Source organism: Rheinheimera maricola, assembly GCF_016918075.2.
In the GTDB taxonomy this organism is placed as follows: domain Bacteria; phylum Pseudomonadota; class Gammaproteobacteria; order Enterobacterales; family Alteromonadaceae; genus Alishewanella; species Alishewanella maricola_A.
Genome location: NZ_JAERPS020000011.1, coordinates 39,577 through 59,691, shown reverse-complemented (window position 1 = coordinate 59,691; position 20,115 = coordinate 39,577). Strand labels below are relative to the sequence as shown.

19 protein-coding genes are annotated in these 20,115 nt (G+C 47.8%); 8 read left to right on the top strand and 11 right to left on the bottom strand.

The genetic code is table 11. From position 1 onward, the window contains the following. Window positions 1-153: 153 nt before the first annotated feature. From I4W93_RS19660 to uvrD, 3 genes are all read right to left on the bottom strand, one after another. Window positions 154-963, bottom strand: a complete 810-nt coding sequence (locus I4W93_RS19660) for a hypothetical protein (RefSeq protein ID WP_224673582.1) — start codon at window positions 961-963, stop codon at window positions 154-156. 74 nt (window positions 964-1,037) lie between these two features. Then, window positions 1,038-3,122 (bottom strand): tRNA(Met) cytidine acetyltransferase TmcA, encoded by a 2,085-nt coding sequence (locus I4W93_RS19655; RefSeq protein ID WP_205313499.1) that lies wholly within the window; start codon window positions 3,120-3,122, stop codon window positions 1,038-1,040. Continuing rightward, window positions 3,123-5,294, bottom strand: coding sequence for a DNA helicase II (gene uvrD / locus I4W93_RS19650; RefSeq protein WP_205313500.1), 2,172 nt, complete (start codon window positions 5,292-5,294; stop codon window positions 3,123-3,125). It lies immediately after the preceding gene. Window positions 5,295-5,684: 390 nt separating this feature from the next. Here uvrD and I4W93_RS19645 point away from each other — a divergent pair, with 390 nt between their 5' ends. Next, window positions 5,685-7,100 (top strand): hypothetical protein, encoded by a 1,416-nt coding sequence (locus I4W93_RS19645; protein ID WP_205313501.1) that lies wholly within the window; start codon window positions 5,685-5,687, stop codon window positions 7,098-7,100. Here I4W93_RS19645 and I4W93_RS19640 read toward each other — a convergent pair. Further along, on the bottom strand, window positions 7,084-7,263 hold the full coding sequence (locus I4W93_RS19640) for an HAD family hydrolase (RefSeq protein ID WP_205313502.1): 180 nt from the start codon (window positions 7,261-7,263) through the stop codon (window positions 7,084-7,086). The two genes, I4W93_RS19645 and I4W93_RS19640, sit on opposite strands and share 17 nt — an antisense overlap. Window positions 7,264-7,713: 450 nt before the next feature. On the opposite strand from I4W93_RS19640, the gene I4W93_RS19635 reads away from it, so the two are divergent. Continuing rightward, entirely contained in the window at window positions 7,714-8,175 is a 462-nt protein-coding gene (locus tag I4W93_RS19635) for a hypothetical protein (protein WP_224673581.1), read from the top strand. 573 nt (window positions 8,176-8,748) lie between these two features. After that, entirely contained in the window at window positions 8,749-9,795 is a 1,047-nt protein-coding gene (locus I4W93_RS19630; RefSeq protein ID WP_224673580.1) for a hypothetical protein, read from the top strand. 93 nt (window positions 9,796-9,888) lie between these two features. Here I4W93_RS19630 and I4W93_RS19625 read toward each other — a convergent pair whose 3' ends face one another. Together I4W93_RS19625 and I4W93_RS19620 are read right to left on the bottom strand one after the other, a co-directional pair. Beyond that, the gene (locus I4W93_RS19625; protein WP_205313504.1) at window positions 9,889-10,590 is read right to left on the bottom strand and encodes an HAD-IA family hydrolase; all 702 of its coding nucleotides are present in this window, start codon (window positions 10,588-10,590) and stop codon (window positions 9,889-9,891) included. A gap of 5 nt (window positions 10,591-10,595) precedes the next feature. Beyond that, window positions 10,596-11,510 (bottom strand): LysR family transcriptional regulator, encoded by a 915-nt coding sequence (locus I4W93_RS19620; RefSeq protein ID WP_205313505.1) that lies wholly within the window; start codon window positions 11,508-11,510, stop codon window positions 10,596-10,598. A gap of 157 nt (window positions 11,511-11,667) precedes the next feature. On the opposite strand from I4W93_RS19620, the gene I4W93_RS19615 reads away from it, so the two are divergent. The 3 genes from I4W93_RS19615 (at window position 11,668) to I4W93_RS19605 (ending at window position 14,781) form a co-directional block, all read left to right on the top strand. Further along, the gene (locus I4W93_RS19615) at window positions 11,668-12,114 is read left to right on the top strand and encodes a DoxX family protein (RefSeq protein ID WP_205313506.1); all 447 of its coding nucleotides are present in this window, start codon (window positions 11,668-11,670) and stop codon (window positions 12,112-12,114) included. A 148-nt stretch (window positions 12,115-12,262) separates the two neighbouring features. Continuing rightward, complete coding sequence (locus I4W93_RS19610) at window positions 12,263-13,405, top strand: hypothetical protein (RefSeq protein ID WP_205313507.1); 1,143 nt, start codon at window positions 12,263-12,265, stop codon at window positions 13,403-13,405. Between the two features lie 230 nt (window positions 13,406-13,635). Beyond that, window positions 13,636-14,781 (top strand): hypothetical protein, encoded by a 1,146-nt coding sequence (locus tag I4W93_RS19605; RefSeq protein ID WP_205313508.1) that lies wholly within the window; start codon window positions 13,636-13,638, stop codon window positions 14,779-14,781. 389 nt (window positions 14,782-15,170) lie between these two features. On the opposite strand, the gene xerC is transcribed toward I4W93_RS19605, so the two are convergent. The 5 genes from xerC to lptM are packed head-to-tail and all read right to left on the bottom strand — an operon-like array spanning window position 15,171 to window position 19,020. Then, complete coding sequence (gene xerC, locus I4W93_RS19600) at window positions 15,171-16,106, bottom strand: tyrosine recombinase XerC (protein WP_205313509.1); 936 nt, start codon at window positions 16,104-16,106, stop codon at window positions 15,171-15,173. Further along, entirely contained in the window at window positions 16,093-16,749 is a 657-nt protein-coding gene (locus I4W93_RS19595; RefSeq protein ID WP_205313510.1) for a DUF484 family protein, read from the bottom strand. The genes xerC and I4W93_RS19595 overlap by 14 nt, the downstream gene beginning before the upstream one ends. Next, on the bottom strand, window positions 16,746-17,576 hold the full coding sequence (gene dapF, locus I4W93_RS19590; RefSeq protein ID WP_205313511.1) for a diaminopimelate epimerase: 831 nt from the start codon (window positions 17,574-17,576) through the stop codon (window positions 16,746-16,748). Before dapF ends, I4W93_RS19595 begins: the two co-directional genes overlap by 4 nt. Window positions 17,577-17,588: 12 nt before the next feature. Next, complete coding sequence (gene lysA / locus I4W93_RS19585; RefSeq protein ID WP_205313512.1) at window positions 17,589-18,845, bottom strand: diaminopimelate decarboxylase; 1,257 nt, start codon at window positions 18,843-18,845, stop codon at window positions 17,589-17,591. After that, window positions 18,832-19,020, bottom strand: a complete 189-nt coding sequence (gene lptM / locus I4W93_RS19580; protein WP_205313513.1) for an LPS translocon maturation chaperone LptM — start codon at window positions 19,018-19,020, stop codon at window positions 18,832-18,834. The genes lysA and lptM overlap by 14 nt, the downstream gene beginning before the upstream one ends. Before the next feature lie 71 nt (window positions 19,021-19,091). On the opposite strand from lptM, the gene cyaY reads away from it, so the two are divergent. Both cyaY and I4W93_RS19570 read left to right on the top strand, forming a co-directional pair. Further along, complete coding sequence (cyaY, locus tag I4W93_RS19575) at window positions 19,092-19,409, top strand: iron donor protein CyaY (protein WP_205313514.1); 318 nt, start codon at window positions 19,092-19,094, stop codon at window positions 19,407-19,409. Between the two features lie 25 nt (window positions 19,410-19,434). Then, complete coding sequence (locus I4W93_RS19570) at window positions 19,435-20,115, top strand: alpha/beta hydrolase (RefSeq protein WP_205313515.1); 681 nt, start codon at window positions 19,435-19,437, stop codon at window positions 20,113-20,115.

The window sequence follows — 20,115 nt, the reverse complement described above, 5'->3', positions numbered from 1 at the left end:
TTCACGCAAAAGGCCTACCCTCACCGGTAGGCCTTTTTGCGTTGAAGCGCCTCGCGGCGCACCGTTACATAACCTACAGCGCTGCGCGTGTATTTTAAGGTTAGATGAGAGGCTGGGTTGTTAGGTATAAAAAAGCCCGCTATGCGGGCTTAATTAGTTACGGTGCAAATTTCCGTGTACATCGTAACGCCATTCGGCTTGTTGCAATTTCTTCATATGATCGCCAGCTTTGTAACCTGGAACAGTTGTAATAAAGTGGCCGTTTTTATCGAGAAATATTAACCACTGCTTAGTCGTTTTATCGATATTTTTATCGTCGACATATATATGCATACCCAGGTATTGCGAAATATTACCACGCCAACCATGTTGAACTTTAAAAACATAGCGACTGGTATAATCCGGATGCAAATAATTAGCTTGTTGCACTGCAGTGAGCTGTTGTTTATCTACCACACTAACCAGTGCAATGGCATGGCTACGGGCAATAAGTTGCTGAATATCGTTTTGTTCCGCATTTGAACGTGACTTTGCCGTATAAATTTTTTGCCCTAAAGGTTTCTCTAAGGGTAATGCCAGGTCCAGAGCAAACAGCGCCACCTCGTAGCTATCCAACAGGGCTTGTATGCCCTTTAGATCGTCACAGTTTGCCGGCTTGATTAATTTATTAGTCGCGTTTTGGGTAGTCCGAGGATCTGCCGCCAACAATTGCGTGATATTTTGACTGTGTATTTTCTGCTGTAGCAATGCCAACAAGCGAGCTTGATCTTTGTCTGTAATAACAACAGAGGCTGAATCATCTTCAGGTTGCTCTTTACATTGCTGATAGTAGCGGGTGATCTCTGCAGAATGCAAAGCACTGCTAACGGCGGCCTGTAGGGTGCGCTTTTCCGAATTTGAATAACTGTTCGCTATAGCCGGAGTGACGGTAAGCGCAATTAAAAGTGATAAAGCTTTATGCATAAATGTAGGACTCACAAAATGTAGGCCGCACCTTAGCCTGAGTGTCGAGAAAAAGAAAGTGAATACTGGTTTGATCAGCTGTTTGGAAGCAGCAAGCCACTTTGTAGCAGTTGTTCGGCAATATTGGCCAGCATGGCTTTGCTGCTGTAAAAACCGAACTGTTGTAGCAGCTGCTGCCAGTCGTGTCGTTGCCACAATAATGCAGCCAGTTGCAGTTGCAATGCTCTGGTAAGCTGATTGTAGTGCAGGTTAAACCAGCTTAACAAAAGATGACTTATCAGTTCATATGGCCGTTTGCCGGCGGCAAATAAGTGCAGTTGTTCAAGTTCGGACGGCGACAGCGTGTTATTAGCTGGTGGACACACCAAAGCAAGCACTAATGCTGTGTCTAACTGTGGATAATGCTGCAGAGAAAAATAAAGTGCCCGACGAAATTGCTGCTGCATGGTACGCAGTTGTTGAATATCGCTGATGACTCCACGTACCATTAGAATAGAGTGTTCTGCACTGGCTTTATCACTACTATGGCCCAACCGCACGGCTATAAAATCGTTCTGTTGCCAAAACCGCAGTAATTCTTGATTAACACCAAAACTTGTGCCGAGGAAATTGACTTTGCGTTGTTGTGCTTGTGCTGCAACAAACTGTAGCAACTGCGAGCCAAGTTGCTGACGCTGCAGCGTGGGTTGAACGGCAATACGCATTACACGCCATAGTGTGAGTTCTGCCAGTTCTGGGCGTGCCAGATGAAATGCCAGGCTTTGTGCCAGTAAGTGGCCTTGTACCCGACGTTCACCAAAATATATCTGCTGGGCTAGGTCGCCCGCTATGTTGCCTTCTGTGCTGATCATGGCGCAGGCTAGTACTTGCCCTTTTTGCTCCAGTGTCATGACCTGTAGCTGCGGGTTATCAAGCAGTGAAGCGAGATCTTTTACCTGGGTTTGATAATGCGCCAAGCTTAGTAAGCTGAACACTTGTTGTAGTTTTACCGGGTCGTGCAGCCAATTTGTTGCTTGGTATACGGCAAAGCTAAGGCTCTGCTCCGCGGAAAAAGTAGGCAGTGTTGAGTTTTGCTTTAGCAAAAAACAATTAAAAATCAATTGCTCTAATGGATCAGCAGCTTGGTATCGGATGGGTTGTTGCAGATGCAGCTTTTTCCAGCCGGGGTAATGTGTTTCAAGGTGCTGCTGAAAACGCAGTTGAAATCCACGGCCAGTGCCTTCATAGCCATGCTCCGTGCTGGCAAACGCAATACGACTAAAGCGTTGTGCTAACTTTTGCAGTACCGGTGTTGGAATTGCAGCCGCTTCATCTACCAGCAACAAATCGGCCTTGTCCTCGCCGTTGAGCAGTTGGTCAAAAGGCACAAAGCGCAATTGTTGCTGTAACGCTGGCGAGGTAAGCTGAGCAAAGTGGTTCAATGCGGTTTGCGCAGCCTGTGGTGATGGTGCGGTAAGCAAAATGCATTTTTGTTGCTGTGCTAATGTGGCAGCAGCAATGCCAAGTGCTGCGGACTTACCTCGTCCGCGGTCTGCGGTTAGTACCAGCGGCCTGCGGCGATGGCCGCTAATTACATGTTGGATGGCAGCAACAGCGGTTTGCTGGTCTGCAGTAATGCATGGACCGACGGCTTGCATGGGTTGCGCGGCGTCAGGCCAGTTAAGTTGTTGTGTTACTGTATGATGCTCGAGCATCAGCACATTTTGCTGCTGTAGCTGACTACAAAAAAAGTGTAGAAAATGGCCCTGGTGGCTACTTGCATCCAGAGGGAAGGGCAGCAAGCTTTTATGGGCCGGGTTGGCCTGCTGTTGCCAATTGGCAAAAGGAGGACACAGCAATAGCCAGATACCACCAGCTTTAATACAGCCTGCTGAGGCTGCAATTAAATCAGCGTCAAAGCCACTAAAAGCATTAATGACCAAAAACTCGCATTCACTGCCCAGTAATTGATAATTATGCTTTTTGCTCAGTTGAATGGCGTTAGCCGGAGCCTGCTCGCCAATCCAGTAAATGGTATTGTTAAGCTCAGATATCCACTGTTGGGTAGTGCTTAGTATCTCAGCGCTGTCTCCCTGCCACACTACCGGCAGGCGAATGTGCAGTGTAGCCGCTTGCTGCTGCCATTGTTGTATCTGGGCAAACAACGCTGTTGTCGCCATTTAACCAATGGCCTGTAAACGGGCATAAGCTGTCACTAACCATTTGCTACCCAGGCCGTCAAAATTCACTTGAATACGCGACTGACTGCCAGTGCCTTCATAGTTTAGCACTGTGCCTTCACCGAACTTATCGTGCAACACCCGCTGGCCCAGCTTAAAGCCGGTATTTTCAAATGCAACATGCGATGCGGCGCTGCCAAAGCGGTTAAATTGCGTCGGCCGGCTAACCTGAGTAGTGAGGCGAATTTCTTCTACATATTCGGCTGGTATCTCGCGGATAAAGCGTGACGGCTTATGGTATTGCTCCTGGCCATATAGACGACGGCTCTCGGCGTGGGTTAAATACAGCTTTTTCATTGCCCGCGTCATACCGACATAACACAAGCGACGCTCTTCCTCCAGCCGGGTAGGGTCGTCACCGCTTTGCTGGCTGGGGAACATGCCCTCCTCCAGGCCGCAAATAAATACTAACGGAAACTCCAGCCCTTTGGCGCTGTGTAATGTCATTAACTGCACCGCATCAGAATGCTCTTCAGCCTGATATTCACCGGCTTCCAGCGCAGCTTGCGATAGAAACGCTGCCAATGGTGTCATATCCTCAGCGCGGCGCTCATCGAAGTTCTGGCAGGCAGTGATCAGTTCGTTTAAATTTTCTATCCGTGTTTCGGCTTTTTCGCCTTTTTCTGCCTGATACATGGCATATAAACCAGACTGCTTAATGGCATGCTCGGCTTGCTCATGCAGCGGTAGCTCTGTTACCTGGTTATGTAGCTGCTCAATTAACTGCATAAAGTTGTCGATGGCAGAGGCGGCACGGCCGGTCAGTTGTTTTTGCGCTAACATTTGCTGCAAACTTTGCCACAGCGTTTGCTGCTGGGCGCGAGCATACTCACGCACCTTGTTTAAGGTAGTGTCGCCAATGCCGCGCACCGGGGTGTTAACAATGCGCTCCAGTGCAGCGTCGTCCTGGCGGTTATTTAGTAAACGCAGGTAAGCCAGCGCATCTTTAATTTCCTGCCGTTCATAGAAGCGCAGGCCACCGTAGATGCGGTAATGCAGGCCTTCCTGGATTAAGGCTTCTTCCAGTACCCGTGATTGGGCGTTATTACGATATAAAATGGCGGCTTCGCTTAAGCGGTCGCCTTGTTTGTGCCAGTCACGGATGCGGCCGACAATAAAGCGCGCCTCGTCCAGCTCGTTAAAGGCGGTGTACTGTGATATCACTTCGCCCTGGGCGCCGTCGGTCCATAAATCCTTTCCCAGCCGACCGGTGTTATTGGCAATAACGGCATTGGCGGCTTTTAGGATGGTGTCGGTAGAGCGATAGTTTTGCTCCAGCCTTACGGTATCTACATCGGGGAAGTCTTTTAAGAAGGTTTGGATATTCTCTACCCGGGCACCTCGCCAGCCGTAAATAGATTGGTCGTCATCACCGACTATCATTACCTTGGCACTGCTGCCAGCCAGTAAGCGTAACCACTGGTATTGAATGGCGTTGGTATCCTGAAACTCGTCTACCAAAATATGACGGAAACGTTGCTGATAATGGCTACGCACCTCGGCGCTTTTCTTTAACAGCTCGAAGCTGCGCAGCAGTATCTCAGCAAAGTCAACTAAACCGGCGCGGTCACACATATCCTGATAAGCAGCATAAATTTTTACCATTTGCTGCAGGCTAAAATCACCACTGGCGTCTATCATACCCGGACGCAGGCCATCATCTTTTCGGGCATTAATAAACCACTGTATCTGCTTTGGCGGCCAGTGTTTTTCATCCAGGTTCAGTGCTTTTAATACCCGCTTAACCAGCCGGTACTGATCGTCGCTGTCGATTATTTGGAAGCCCTGCGGTAAACCGGCCTCCTGATAATGCGCGCGCAGCATGCGGTGCGACAAACCGTGAAAGGTACCCATCCACAGGTTGTTTAAGCTAACGCCTATGGTGCTCTCAATCCGGCCGCGCATTTCCTGCGAGGCCTTGTTGGTAAAGGTCACTGCCAGCAAACTGAAAGGCGCCACCCGCTCTACCTGCATTAACCAGGCTAAACGATGCACCAGCACGCGGGTTTTACCACTGCCGGCCCCGGCCAGCACCAGCATGTGTTGCGGGGATGCCGCCACCGCATCGCGTTGTTTGTCGTTCAGCCCGTCTAGCAGGTAAGATACATCCATCAGAAAGTCTCGCTAAGCATAATGGCGGCCATTATAGCAGCCCAGCGTCTTGCGCCAAGTAAAGCAGATCGGTTTTAGTGGATAAATAACCAGTTGTGTGTTCTATAGCAAAGCGACATGTTCAATATGTGTCTTATTAAGTTGATGTTTAGCGTCTTGTGCTCGACTATGCCATTTGCACGTTCTAAGCCAATATTGATGGATGCCAATATAAGTTAGTTTATTTAATAGCGTGAAGCGCGCCTGCCTGTGCCTTAGCTAATTTGGTTTGTCTCATATATATGTTGGACCACAGAAAATCCGCGATACAACAGCGGGTGATTTCTGCAGCAGTGCTATTATTGGGTTAAGTCGTTTCACTGGTGGCTATGCCAGACAACAGGATAATTGATGCTAAAGGTTAGAACGATATTAGTATTGCTGTTTATTGTTTTACCTGCGGCGCAAGGTATGACACTAACGCTGGCATTTGACACTCCCGGTGTTGTTATCTCACAGCAAGAGCGACGCAGCCTTATGCAGCGTGTAGCAACATTTAATGCCGCGGGCGTTAGCGTTACAGAGACTAACGAGCAGGCTAGTGCCGACCTGCTACTAACTACAAGAGAGCCATTTGCGTTTTGGCAATTTAGTGACATTACTGTCGGATATATCCCGGCGCTGATTGCATTGTCTTTACAGGAATATACTCCGCAGTCGGCTGTCAATATAGGCCAGTTGACGCGTGATTATATGCTGGCCGACAAAGGGATACATTTAATCCCGGAAGACAGTAACGTTTATTCGCTGTTACAGGCAAAGCGATATGACATTATTGTTGAATCTGCCGCGGGGATATTTCAGCATGATATCAAATCACAATTGTATCGACGTACGCTTTATGCTGGCCGTCATATTCGCCTGGCGATGAGAACCACAGCGTTAAAAGCCGAATTTACCGCAGATACTAACAAGGCCGATACCAACGTTAAGCAGCGTGAAGCGGCACAGCCTGTTACCATTCAGTTGATTGCTAAATCGTTTAATCCAGAGGAGTATTTACTGCAGGAATCGGCAGAAGATTTGGCGTTTTTTTCGTCTTTGCATCAACACATAACTACACTAACACTAAAGCCAGTAGTGACATCGGTTTTTGATGCTACTGAGAAACTGCAACAGCCAGAGCCTGCCTGTATTGTTAACTTCCGTAAGCGAGCTGATCGCGTTGGCCTGTTATATTCTTTGCCTACTCAGGTTTATCTTGGCTCCAGGCTTTATATTGCCAAAGATAACCCGCTTTTAACTTCGTTGAATGTATTGTCCGCTACCGAACCGTCGCTGTCATTTCAGCAACTATTGAAAACCATACCAGACATTAAATTAGCCTCGTTAGAGACATTGCAGCCAAACATTATGGGTAATGAGCAACAATCGCCGGCCACAAGGCATCACTTTTTGCCCCTGACGCGGTTTGACACTTCGGTTAGTCTGTTGCAGCGAGGCAGAGTTGATGCGCTTTGGTTATATCCGCTAATGTTCCGATTTGGCTTGGACGATGTAGCAAACGCCAATAACTTCGTTAGCTTCACGCTGGCAGAAACGATAGCATCTCTACCGGTATATCTTGCTTGCAATCACAGCGCGGAAACCGTGCAACTTATTCATAGCCTTAATGCGCTGCTGGTTGATAGTCGTTTCCAGTCTTCGCTGTTACAGCAAAACTCCGTTGGCTTAAATCATGCCGATCAACAACATTATGCTGCAGATTACCGGCAGGCGATGGCTACGGCGGTAGCGCAAGCCAGTAACGTCAAAGCAACGCATTAAGTTGCCCAATATGGTTGAACCTCAGATGCGGTAGCACCGGTACAACACTACCATAATGATCCAGCCAGGTGGCCTGACAACCGGCATTTAATGCACCGATCACATCGGCGCGGTGGCTGTCGCCAATATGCAAGGCGCCAAGTAAAGTGACCTGTGAAGACAAAAAATTTATGCGGGCATTGGATCAGGCCAGAGGGCAAGTTGGCAGTGAAATTCGCACGGCAACTGAGGGTGCAGGTTACGATAGGACGAGAGTGAACAAACCTTTGGGTTTGGTGATAAGACGCACTAACAAAGGTGAATACGAGCTCAGTCCGTGTCGGATTTAATGTGCTAAGCGGGCATGAATGTAACGGCAACAATGGCATGGTTTGTAATTTTGTTAAAATCCGTGATGATAATAGCGCTGTGGCTATTTTAATTGGTGTTCCACCAAAGACTCGTTTAGAAAGTTTTAATTCCAAGCACTTTTGGGTGGACTATAAAAAGCTTGCTAGAAACGCACTCCGCCATGTTTTTGTTATGGGTACTGACGTGAATGCGATTAGGTCGTTGCATGTTACAGATGGTCTCACATTTAGCAGAGTTTATTGATTATTGCCGGGAGCATTCAGTGAAACAGTTCCAGTTAAGTTATTTGGTTGCGTGTATAGTAACTATGGTCGCGGGTTGTACCTTTTCAGCGGCGGCACAGCAAAAATCCTATCAGGCGCTTACTAATGTGATTAGTTTGCTTGATTCACCCGAGCAGTATTTTGACAAGGCAATAGTGGTGGATGGCTATTTTGTTGGTTTTCATCACGATGCACTGTATTTCTCAAAAGATCATGCTGAACATCGCATCAGCTCTTACGCCATAAACGTGTTAGATGATTCAGATACCGAGGAGGGTAGCTTGTCTTTCTCACTCTGTAATGGTGAATGGGTGCAGCTATCCGGTACCTTTATCAAAGCCCAACAGCCAGGTGTCAGTTATGCCCAAGGGCGTTTAGTGATTGACTCTGCCATGCTACATAAAAACGGCGACATCTGTTGGCAGCGCACCAAGCCCTCGTTTTTGGATCAGAGTAAGTAGCTCCTCACACCCTAGTCAGATAGTAAATACTGCAACTGCTTCATATCGGTAAGCCGGATATGTGGCAGTATTGACAAGGCACTTTGATAATGATCCAGCCAGGCCGCCTGACAACCGGCGTGCTTCTGCACCGCACAAAAATGCTATTTTATTCATACTCAACGCGGTTTTGTGGCCTATTAGTTTGGCGACCGATCTTATCGCGTAAACGGCATTGAGTTCCCTTCTTTTGGCGATGATCTACTATTTGAAACAGCTATTTCGCATTTCAAAGCACAGCTGATGGTCTGACAAAGTTTTGATATGTATCTGACATTGGGTGTTCAATATGGCTCTTAGTCATTTTTTATAACAATATAAATACATGGTGGAATTGATTTCGCCATTTAAATAGCTGCTCAGTCATAACGTTAGGCTGCTGTTAGCAGTTAAACTATATCAGTTCTGCAATCAACATTAACGTAAAGTAAATCTGCAAGTGGGCACCTAAGAAGCAGGTCGCAGGTTTATTTGAATCACCTTACAAGGAAAATGTAAATGTATCGATTCTCAACATATTGTTATGCCGTGCTGGTGTTGCCGCTGTTTTTGGCAAGCGCTAATACTTTAGCTGCGACATACAGAAATGCGGTTATTTGCCATGACTGTTCTTTTGGCGAAGCTGAGTCGCTGATTAAACAGCGAGCGGCACCGGCTTTAGAATGCATCAGTTCGGATCCAAATCAACATATTGGTATAGATAATCAGATGTGTAGGAGCAATCCTGTCCAAAGCGTCGTTATTAATGCCACAACTCAGGAGGTTTTTGGCTTTACTGTGTCTCATCTTAATCAAGGCGGTACGCCAAGAACAATGACCCCGAATGCCGTGTCATTTGTTGTTCCAGCATTAGCGAAGAGGCTGGCAGTGGATAGCTTAAATTATTATGCAACTATTCAGAATGTTATGGCTGATTCTGCTGATGCATTCAACCGAACTGTGGCACCTACAGGCCTAAGTGTTGCAAGTACAGGCGGTTGTGCCAGTGATGGTGATGCCAAAGCCATGAGAGCGGCACTGGACGAGCAACAAATTGCCGCACTGCAGCGCGAAGTAAATAATCATTTTAACGCGAACTTTTCGGCAACAGAGAACAGCTTTCTAAATGCCAGATTTAATGGGCTGAGTTTCGATGTAGCCAGAGATGGATATGGCATCAGCGGGAGCTGGGAGCATTTGCCAGCGTCTAAAATTTTGCAGCAATATTACCTGCAATCAGGCAATCGGGAGGCCGCTAAGGTAACTTACCTGCTAAGTTGGCGGGACGGGGTTTATGTTAATGTTCATGATGAGCAAACCTATATTGGTGGATATCGGTTGTCATCTTTAAAAAATAACAATGGCCAGAGAATGCTGTTAAGCCCATGCGTTGCTGAGGCTCTAGAAGAACTGTACGGTGACAACCTAAGTATTGAATCACCATCTGGTAGTGACTCAACAGGTGGCGATGGCTCTGTTGACGGTGGAGGGTTCGGTGTGCCGGGCATTGGCGGCGGCTCTGGTGGTTACATGTCTGAATGTGAGGTTCATTTGTATGATAAAAATGGCAATGAAATTATGAACTTTATGATCCCATGCTAAAAATATTTATAAATGATTTCCGCCAGATGCAGGGCGGGGGTCAGCGTTTTCAAGCTAATTGTCACCAGCAGCCCTTCAATGTCACATTATTTGTCACGCTACGATGCTGCTAATTTCCAGAATATTTTCAAAGCGAATATGCGGTAGCACCGGTACAACACTACCATAGTGATCCAGCCAGGCGGCCTGACAACCGGCATTTAATGCACCCATCACATCGGCGCGGTGGCTGTCGCCAATATGCAGTATTGCACTGGGTTTAACCTGTAGCCGTTCAGCGGCGGCAAGATACAAGTCTGCATAGGGTTTCTTCCTGCCATCAGGGCCAGCCTGCAGGCTAAATTCAAATAGCTCGCCGATACCCATTTTATTAATACAGGCATTGCCGTTGGTAATCGCAATCAGTTTATAGCGCTGTGCCAATGCCGACAGTAATTGCTTTACCTGCGATGACACACTAATACGGGTGCGTTCGGCCAGAAAAGCCTGGTAGGCCAGCTCTGCAATGTCACTGGCTTCGCACTGCGCTAAACCCAGTGACACCAGGCCAGCTTCAATACCCAGTAAACGCCAGCGGCCAATATCATGCCGTATGTCTGGGGTAGTGTTTGCTAATAATCGCCTTTGTTGCCACCAAAACTCGTTATGCAGGTTTTTAGTCACCGAAGCGTGCTGGGCCAGCGCATTTAACATCGCTTGCTCTGCAGCAGCAATCACCGGTTTGTTGTCGTATAAGGTGTCGTCTAAATCGAACGACAAAACGCTAATGGGTGCCAGGGCTTTAAATAGCTGCATTGTGGTTACCATGTTGAAGGCTGAAATACCTGCTGCCAGTTCACTGCGGTTAAATGTTGGCTAAACCAGCTTAGTGCCTGGCCCTGATTATGCTTTTGCCAGGCCAGATACACTGGCACTTTGTCTCTGGGTATACTGCAGGACTTGGCAATAAGTTCACCGCGCGCCAGTTCATCGGCCACCAAATGGCGCGGCAGAAAGCCAATGCCCAGGCCTTGTTTTTGTGCGTCTATCTTTGCCTGCATATTACTGACAATCAGTCGCTGACGGGTGTCGAATAAGCCGGACGAGCGCTTGGGAGCGTCAATTGCAGAATCCGAGACGATAATAGCCGTGTATTGCTGTACGTCTTCGGCATCGACAATACGGTTTAGTGCTGCCAACTGATGATGCGGTGCCACGGCAAACACAAATGCCATTTCACCCAGTGGGACAACATTAAACAGACCTTTGGGTAAATCGCCGGTCAAACCAACAGTAATATCGGCCCTACCAGTTTGCAGCGCCTCCCAGCCACCTGCCATTACTTCTTCTTTTACCTGAACCTGGGTAATTTTGCCCAGCTGCAGAAATTGTCTAATCACATCTAACAATGGGGCATTGGGTACTATAGTGTCTTTGGCAATAGTGAGCATGGTTTCCCAGCCGGTATCGAGTTGCTTAACGGCATTTTGTAACTGATTGGCGGCATGCAGCAAAGTACGGCCCTGGTCCAGCAACAACTGGCCAGCAGGGGTAAGCTGTGCGCGCTGCTTGCTGCGGTCAAACAAGGCCACACCCAAGTCAGATTCCAGTTTGGCTATGGTATAACTTAGTGCTGACGGCACCTTGTACAATGCTTCGGCTGCCGCGGCAAAGCTGCCTTTGCGGTCTATGGCATCTAAGGCACGCAACGCATCTAAGCTCAGTGCATTTTGCATAGTTGGCCTATGTAAAGTTAAATTCAAATATTTTGAACAGTGTAGTCAAAACAATGCGTTTTTACACGCTCAATTATCCGGCTATAGTTATCACATCGACGCAAGCTGCTGTCGAGAGGCAGTAAACTTAACATTAAACAATTTGATAGGTGATGATATGGCAACTTCAATGATTCAGAAAATTTTAACTTCTAACGCAGGTGTCGCGGCGCTGGCACTGCGGGTACCGGTCGGCATTATCTTTGCTGCACACGGTGCACAAAAATTATTTGGCTGGTTTGGTGGTTATGGCTTAGAAGGCACCGGTGGCTGGATGGACAGCATAGGCTTATCACCAGGTATCGTGATGGCGTTTTTAGCCGGCGCGGCAGAGTTTTTCGGTGGTATCGCCCTGGTGCTGGGTCTGTTAACCCGCCCCGCGGCACTGGCGCTAAGCATTGCCATGCTAGTGGCTATCTTTGCGGTGCACTTCCAAAACGGCTTGTTTATGAGCAACAACGGTTACGAATTCGGGTTAGCCCTGTTAGCCGCCAGTGTATCGTTGCTGTTTAGCGGCGCCGGTAAAGCCTCACTGGATAACTTACTGGCCAAGCGTTTTAACTAAAATGATGAAAAAGTGCCCGGAGACGGGCAATTCGTCTGATTAAAAGTTGATATTAACCCGATATTAGCGCTCTTGGAGTTGTGCTGATTAACTCTGGTGGTTAAAAAGGAATGTAATAAGAGCTAACTAAGGAAGAATATACACGTCTATGAAGACAACACTAATTAAATTATTAACCTGCACCGCAATTTTTACTACTGTTGCGGCGAATGCGACGACCGAGCAGGGATTTGTTTGTCACGGATGTAACTATCAGCAGGCGAAGACTTTGGCTTTAAGTAAGTCTGCACCAGTGCCTCAATGTGAGGGCGGCTCAGGCTCAGGCTACCCAACGTTGGAAACCCAAATCTGTTTTAGTCAAGTTAAAAAGTTTGTTGTCTTTGACTCTATAGGCCGACAAGCCTATCCATTTGAGGTATATCACGCCAACCAAGGTGGAAGTATCAGTGATTTAAACTCATCACTTACAACGCGAGACCGATCTTTGCTTCCTGCTTATGTTGATCTAATCAATACTGGCGTGGATATGCATTCAGAATTAATGAATTCGTTTAATGAACTAGGTCAGCGTTTGATGGTGGATTTTGAGCAGCAGCAATTGACAAGAGCACATATAGTATCAGGTTATTCATATAATACCTCACAAGCTAGTTGTGAAAATGATGCTGATGCAAGAGCGATTGATGATGCTTTTGATCTTGCTGCTATCGGTCAGTTACAGCAGAATGCCGAGATTATACAAAGAGAGCAGACTGACACCATTCTGGATTCATTGGCGAGCTATTTTGACCGTAATTCGTTATCGCTCAGTAGTGTGTCCTTTACCGTGGTGAAAGGTGGCCTCAGCGTAGCTCTTGACGTAGATGCAAAACCAAAAAATCACATATTTACGGTCTTATATAATAGTGCAAATGATATTAGCGTGATTGGAGGCAGAGGAGTTAATGCGCCCGGTAAGCCAAAGTTAGTATATGAGGTATCAACAAGAAGCGACGGAGGTATGAAAGCGTTGGTAAATAAAGACTCTTCTTATATATCTAATGGAACGAGTCTGTCACAAATTACCAGTGGTTCAAATGTCACAGTTTCAGCATGTGTAGCCGATGCAATCATGTCCAATTTACCGCAGTTGCAATTTTCTACTGCAAGTGGCAATGGGTTGGGTGAAACGCCACCATCAGGTACTGGTGGCGGAAGCGGAGGCGGAAGCCCAGAAAATGATTGTACAAGAGTGCTATTTGGTAAGGCTAACGGAACAGTGGTATTGGTGTTGACAGTAAATATCTGTTAACAGCTATCCAGTAAGGTATTTCAATCAGCACGCGAAACCGCGTGCTGATGTTTTTCAATATTAAGCGCAAAGCTATCAGTGCAAACTAAAAAAAAGCGGCCCAGTTGAGGAATATTTATATTGTCAAACGCTGAGAATTACCCGAAATTTGAAATTTGGCACCTTTGCTGATTAACGCTGGCAGCTATTATTCGACAGGAAACATATAAGACATATAAAGGAACGTGAACATGTTTATGACGGCAACATTGAGTGGGTTGTTAGCATGCGCAGCAATTTTTACTACTGTTGCGGCGAATGCGACGACTGAGCAGGCGCTAGTATGCCAGGGGTGTAATTATCAACAGGCCGTTAGTTTGGCGAAAAGCCATGCTCAGCCAGGGCCGCAATGTGAAGATGGCTCCGGTACGGGGTACCCAACGCTGGAAACTCAGATTTGTTTTAGCCAGCCTAAGAAATTCGTTGTCTTTGATGCAGTAAGCCGGCAAGCCTATCCGTTTGAGGTGTTTCACGCCAACCAGGGCGGTAGTATAAGCGACTTGCGTTCATCTATTGCAACACGTGACCGAACTGTGCACCCGACAGTAATTGAACTGTTAAACGTTGGTGTTGATATGCATATTGAATTAATGAGCTCGTTTGATCAGACTGCACAGCGATTAATTTCCTACCAACAGACCAAAGTTGCACAACAAAAAGCGAATGCTTCATATGCTATGCCGTCGGGCGGCTGTGAAAATGATGCCGATGCTAAAGCTATTCGGGATGCTTTTGACGTTCAAGCAATAGGAACTCTCCAGCGCATTGCGCAAATTGATCATCGGGAGCAGACAGATGGCATCCTAAATTCATTAATGAGTTTTTTTGATCGCAATACGGTATCGCTCGATTCTGTTGACTTTCAGTTAACAAAGGATGAGATTACTGTTGGTGCAAGCGTTGTTTATAGCCCAAAAACGAAAAGCTTTACCGCTATATATAATTCCGCCAGTGACATAAGTTTAGTGGATGGTAGGGCAGCAAATGCTGTGGGCACCCCAATATTGGTGTACGATATTAAAACAAATTCGGACAGCGATTTGTTGGTGCAGGTTAATAAGAATAATTCATATCTTTCTTCAAACGTTCCGTTATCAGCCGTTACAAACGGCACTGGTGCTGAAGTGTCTGTATCGAGTTGCGCTGCCGATGCGATAGCTGCTGTGTTACCTAATGTGCAATTTTCTGTGGCAAGCGGTAATGGTTTTGGTGAAACGCCTCCATCGGGCCCTGGTGGTGGCAGCGGAGGCGGAAGCCCAGAAAATGATTGTACAAGAGTGCTATTTGGTAAGGCTAACGGAACAGTGGTATTGGTGTTGACAGTAAATATCTGTTAGCAGCTATCCAGTAAGGTATTTCAATCAGCACGCCAAACCGCGTGCTGCTGTTTTTCAATATTAAGCGCAAAGCTATTAGTGCAAAAAAAAGCGGCCCAGTTAGGGAATATTTATATGGTCAAACGCTGAGAATTAGCCGAAATTTGAAGTGGTTGAGAGAATTCTGGCTGGATTTGAAACACTTGATGCAGAAACGGCTGCTAAACCAAACCAATTAGCGAAATATCGAAACGAAGCTATTAAATGTGTTAAATAAGATAAAGTAACAAGCATGCTAGTGGCGATATTTCTGATGATTATTCCGCCTGTGTCAATTTACCTCGCTATTGCTTGGGGTATTGCGTGGTTTAGAGAAAACCATAAAAAGAGCAATAAAATACGTTTTGCTACTAACTTTTCTTTTTTGCCCTGGGATGAGCGTTATCATACACCTTGGCCAAATGCGCGAAATCCAGATGGGTATACACCTGGGTGGTGCTGAGGTTAGCGTGGCCTAACAGTTCCTGCACGGCGCGTAAATCCTGGCTGGATTCCAGCATATGGCTGGCGAATGAGTGGCGTAGCATATGTGGGTGTACCTGCTGATTTAAACCTTGCTGCTTCGCCCACAGCTGCACCCGTTCGCGCACATGGCGGGGGCTAATGCGTTTATGTTGTTTGCTGATAAACAGCGCATTGGCATCTTCTGCTGGCAGTTTTGCGGTAAAAGCCGGCCGCTGTGTTAGCCAGTCTTTTAAGGCCTTAAGCGCTATTTTACCCACCGGCACTATGCGCTGCTTACTGCCTTTACCTGTCACCTTAATTAATTGCTCTTGCCAGTTAATATCGCCGATATCGGCATTAACCAGTTCTTCTAATCGCAAGCCAGAGGAGTAAAACAGCTCCAGCATGGCCTTGTCGCGACAAGCCAGAATATCGTCGTGGCTATCAAAGTTGAGCAGGTGGTTTAACTGATCAACATTTAAATTTTTCGGTAAGTTGCGTGCGGCTTTGGGCACGGTTAAGTACTGTGCCGGGTTGTCTGTGCGCTTAGCTTGCGCCTGCATAAAACGATAAAAGCTACGCAGCGCCGCTACTTTTAACGCAATAGTACGCGGTTTAGCGCCACTACGGCGCATCGCAATAACATGCTGTTTTAGCTGGGCTTCGGTCACCGTTAGCCAGTGGCTACCTGGGTCGGCAATACTCAATGCCAGCTGTTGCAACTGGCGCTGATAGCTGTCTAAAGTGGCGCTGCTGTAGCCGCGTTCAAACCGCAGATAGTGCAAAAACGCCTGCAGCGGCAACTGCCACTGCGGCGTAAGTGGGGTGTCAGGCAGCGTCATAACCCGGTAACAACTGGGCTAAAATGGTGGCTAGATGGCCAATAAACAGCTTATCCATAGATGGCTGAAAATGGTCATCTTGTTCACTGCCAAAGGCGAGCAGTGCCAACGGTTGCTGTGGGTTGCTGATTAAGATCAATGCTACCGAATGAATATGCGGCTCGAATAAGCCTTGTTGTTCTTCTTTATTTAAGCGGCCCAAATACACGCCTTGCTGGTTCAGGCGGCGCGATAACAACAGCTGAAAAGGTTGGTTGGCTTGGGTGTTGCTAAAACGCACCAAGCGGCATGCCTGCACGTGCGGCATGGCAGCAGTAAACTGCTGCAAGCTGGCTTCGGCTTGTTGCAGGTTGTCCGCCTGATATAACTGCGCCTGTAACTGGTTAAAGGCCAGAAAAATCTGCTCGTTTTGCCGTGCTACTGACATTAACCGGGTGATATCGTCTTCCAGTAGCTGAATTTTTTCCCGTTGCAATTCAAGCTGGCGCTCGACCAGCGACACGCTGCCGCGTTGCTGATGCGGCAGGCGTAAGCCAGCAAGCAACTGTGGGTATTGCTGAAAAAATTCCGGGTGGTCTTGCAAGTAGTCGTATACCACATGGGCTGCCAGCAAGTCTTTGTCTGTGCTAAGGCTATCGGTCATAGCTGTATTTGTCCGTCATAAACATGCTCTGCCGGGCCGGTCATTTTTAATGGTTGGCCCGGCCCATTCCAGCGAATTTGCAAACTGCCGCCGGGTAAGTCTACCCGAACCTGTTGCTGTAATTTTTTTTGTAATTGGCCCACAACTACCGCGGCGCATGCACCAGTGCCACAAGCCTGGGTTTCACCGGCACCACGCTCCCATACCCGCAGCTTAATGTGGCCGGGGTTAATCACTTGCATAAAACCGATATTGGCCCGCTCCGGAAAGCGCTCGTGGTGCTCAAGTAGCGGGCCTTGCTGTAGTACCGGTGCGCTAGCAATGTCTTCCACTTCGGTAACCGCGTGCGGGTTGCCCATCGACACTACACCACACAGCACCGTGTGATCGTCTGCCCGCAATATATAGGTCAGTTCCTGTTTTTGCGCTTTAAATGGTACCCGCGCCGGGTCTAGCTGTGGCACGCCCATATTTACCGTGACCTGGCCATCTACCTCAACATACAAGGTAATTTTGCCAGACTTGGTACTAACACCAATTTTGTGTTTATTGGTTAAGCCTCGGGCGCGGACAAATTTGGCAAAGCAGCGCGCGCCATTGCCGCATTGCTCGACTTCCGAGCCGTCGGCATTAAAAATACGGTAATGAAAATCCAGCTCGGGATCATACGGCGGCTCTACCATTAATAGCTGATCAAAACCGATGCCGGTGAAGCGATTAGCCAGCGCCTTGATCTGCTCTTTAGTTAAGAACACATTTTGGCTGACCGCATCTACCAGCATAAAGTCGTTGCCCAGGCCATGCATTTTAGAAAAATGTAACAACATCAGCGCCCTTAATTATTCGGTAATAACCTGTTCGCCACGCCATAAATCCTGCCATTGCTCACGAGCGCGGATTAAATGCATTTTATCGCCATCTACCAATACTTCGGCAGCGCGCGGTCGGCTGTTGTAGTTCGAGCTCATGGTAAAACCATAAGCGCCAGCAGAGCGCACGGCGAGAAAATCGCCCTGTGCTATGGCCAATTCGCGGTCTTTACCCAGGAAATCACCGGTTTCGCATACCGGGCCGACAATGTCGTACACCGCTTTCGGGCGGGTGCCATCTAATGCTAATGGCACTATCGCTTGCCAGGCACTGTAAAGTGCGGGGCGGATTAAGTCGTTCATAGCGGCATCGACAATGGCAAAGTTTTTTTCCTGGCCAGGCTTTAAAAATTCTACCTTCGTTAACAGAACACCTGCATTAGCCATAATGGCGCGGCCGGGCTCCATAATCAGCTCTAGCTGCGGGTAATTTTTTAGCCGCTGCACAACCTTGCTGATATAGTCGGCCGGTGACGGTGGTGTCTCATTATCATAAGTTACGCCTAAACCGCCGCCGATATCGATATGTTTTAGCGCTATGCCATCTGCGGCTAACTGGTCTATTAACGTCAGCAGTTTTTCCAACGCCTCTAAAAACGGCTGGGTTTCGGTAAGTTGCGAGCCGATATGGCAGTCTACACCCACCACGTCCAGGTGGCTGTAGCTGGCGGCCTGGCGGTAAATGTCACGCGCCAGCAGAATATCAATGCCAAATTTATTCGCTTTTAAGCCGGTAGAAATATACGGATGGGTTTTGGCATCAATGTCGGGGTTTACCCGTATCGACACTGCGGCCATTTTGTTCATGCTGCTGGCTACCTGCTGCAGGCGCTCCAGTTCGGCAATCGACTCAACATTAAAACATTTAATGCCCAGCTGCAGCGCAAAGCGCATTTCGTCGGCGGTTTTTGCTACACCAGAAAATACCACTTTTTTCGCATCGCCACCGGCGGCGATAACCCGACGCAACTCGCCGCCTGAAACAATGTCAAAGCCACTGCCCAGTTTGGCCAGCAAGTTTAATATCGCCAGATTGCTGTTAGCCTTTACGGCATAACACACCAGGTTGTGCGGGTGGGCAGAGGCTGCCTCAGCAAAGGCTTTATAGTGGCGTTCAATAGTCGCGCGCGAGTAAACATAGCAGGGGGTGCCAAATTCAGTGGCTACATCGTGCAGCGCGCATTGTTCGGCAAATAGACGGTGTTGCTGGTAATTAAAATGGTCCACGTTGGTCATCCGATAGTTGGGTTGGATTAGCGTTGTTTTGCTGTGGTTCTGCCACTTCGGCTGGCGGTTGTGGTAAGGTAAGTGGGCCTTTTTGACCACAAGCACTCAGCAAGCTGCACAGCAAAATGACGGCAGCGACAGTTAACAGCGGACCTTTGGTTGTAAAAGCATGCATGATGTTATTTTTTTATGGTGATTGCGCTCTATAATCGCATCCTTAGCGATAAAAGCAAACAGGTGAAGCAGATGAATGACCTAGAATATGATGAATTGGCCGACAATACCTTATTAGCGGTAGAGCAGGCATTAGACAGCGCCGACGCCGATCTGGATTATGAAACACACGGCGGTTTGCTCAGCATTAGTTTTGCCGATGGCAGCAAAATCATTATCAACAAGCAGCCGCCACTACAACAATTATGGCTGGCGACCAAATTTAACGGGCACCACTTCGAATGGCACACCGATAAGTGGATCGATAACCGCAGCGGGGCTGAGTTCTGGCAACTGCTAAATGACGCAGCCGCTAAGCAAGCAGGCATGACGCTTAATCTGGCGCCTTAAACGCGCAACGTTTTGGAATTATGTAATGGCGTTACTTCCCTTTGTTGATGTTAAAGCGCAGGGCGATACTCGCGCTGCAGTAGTTTGGTTACATGGCTTGGGTGATTCTGGTCATGGTTTCTCGCCCATAGTGCCGGAATTGCGTTTACCGGCAGACGCCGGCATCCGGTTTTTATTTCCGCATGCGCCAGAGCGGCCGGTCACGGTCAATGGCGGTATGCGTATGCGCGCCTGGTACGATATTAAAACCATGGAGCTAACTAACCGGGCAGACGAAGACGGTGTGCGCGACTCTGCCGCAGCAGTGCAGCAGTTGCTGGACAAGCTGATTAATGATGGCATTAGCAGTGAGCGCATTATTCTGGCTGGTTTTAGTCAGGGCGGCGTTATAGCGCTGCATTTATTGCCGCGTTTACCCTACAAGCTGGCTGGCGTAATGGCGTTGTCTACCTATATGTGTGCGCCAGATAAATTAAAGCCCGAAAGCTGCAACGTCAATAAAGCTACCCCGGTATTGTTTGCACACGGCAGCCAGGACCCCGTCGTCCCCATGGCCGCCGGACAACAGGCATTTCATGCCCTAAAAAGTGCCGGTTTTAACGTTAGCTGGCACGACTACCGTATGCCGCACAGCGTGTGTGCACAAGAAGTGGCTGATATCAGCAGCTTTATTCAGCGCCATTTACTGACTCAGGTAATTAATTAA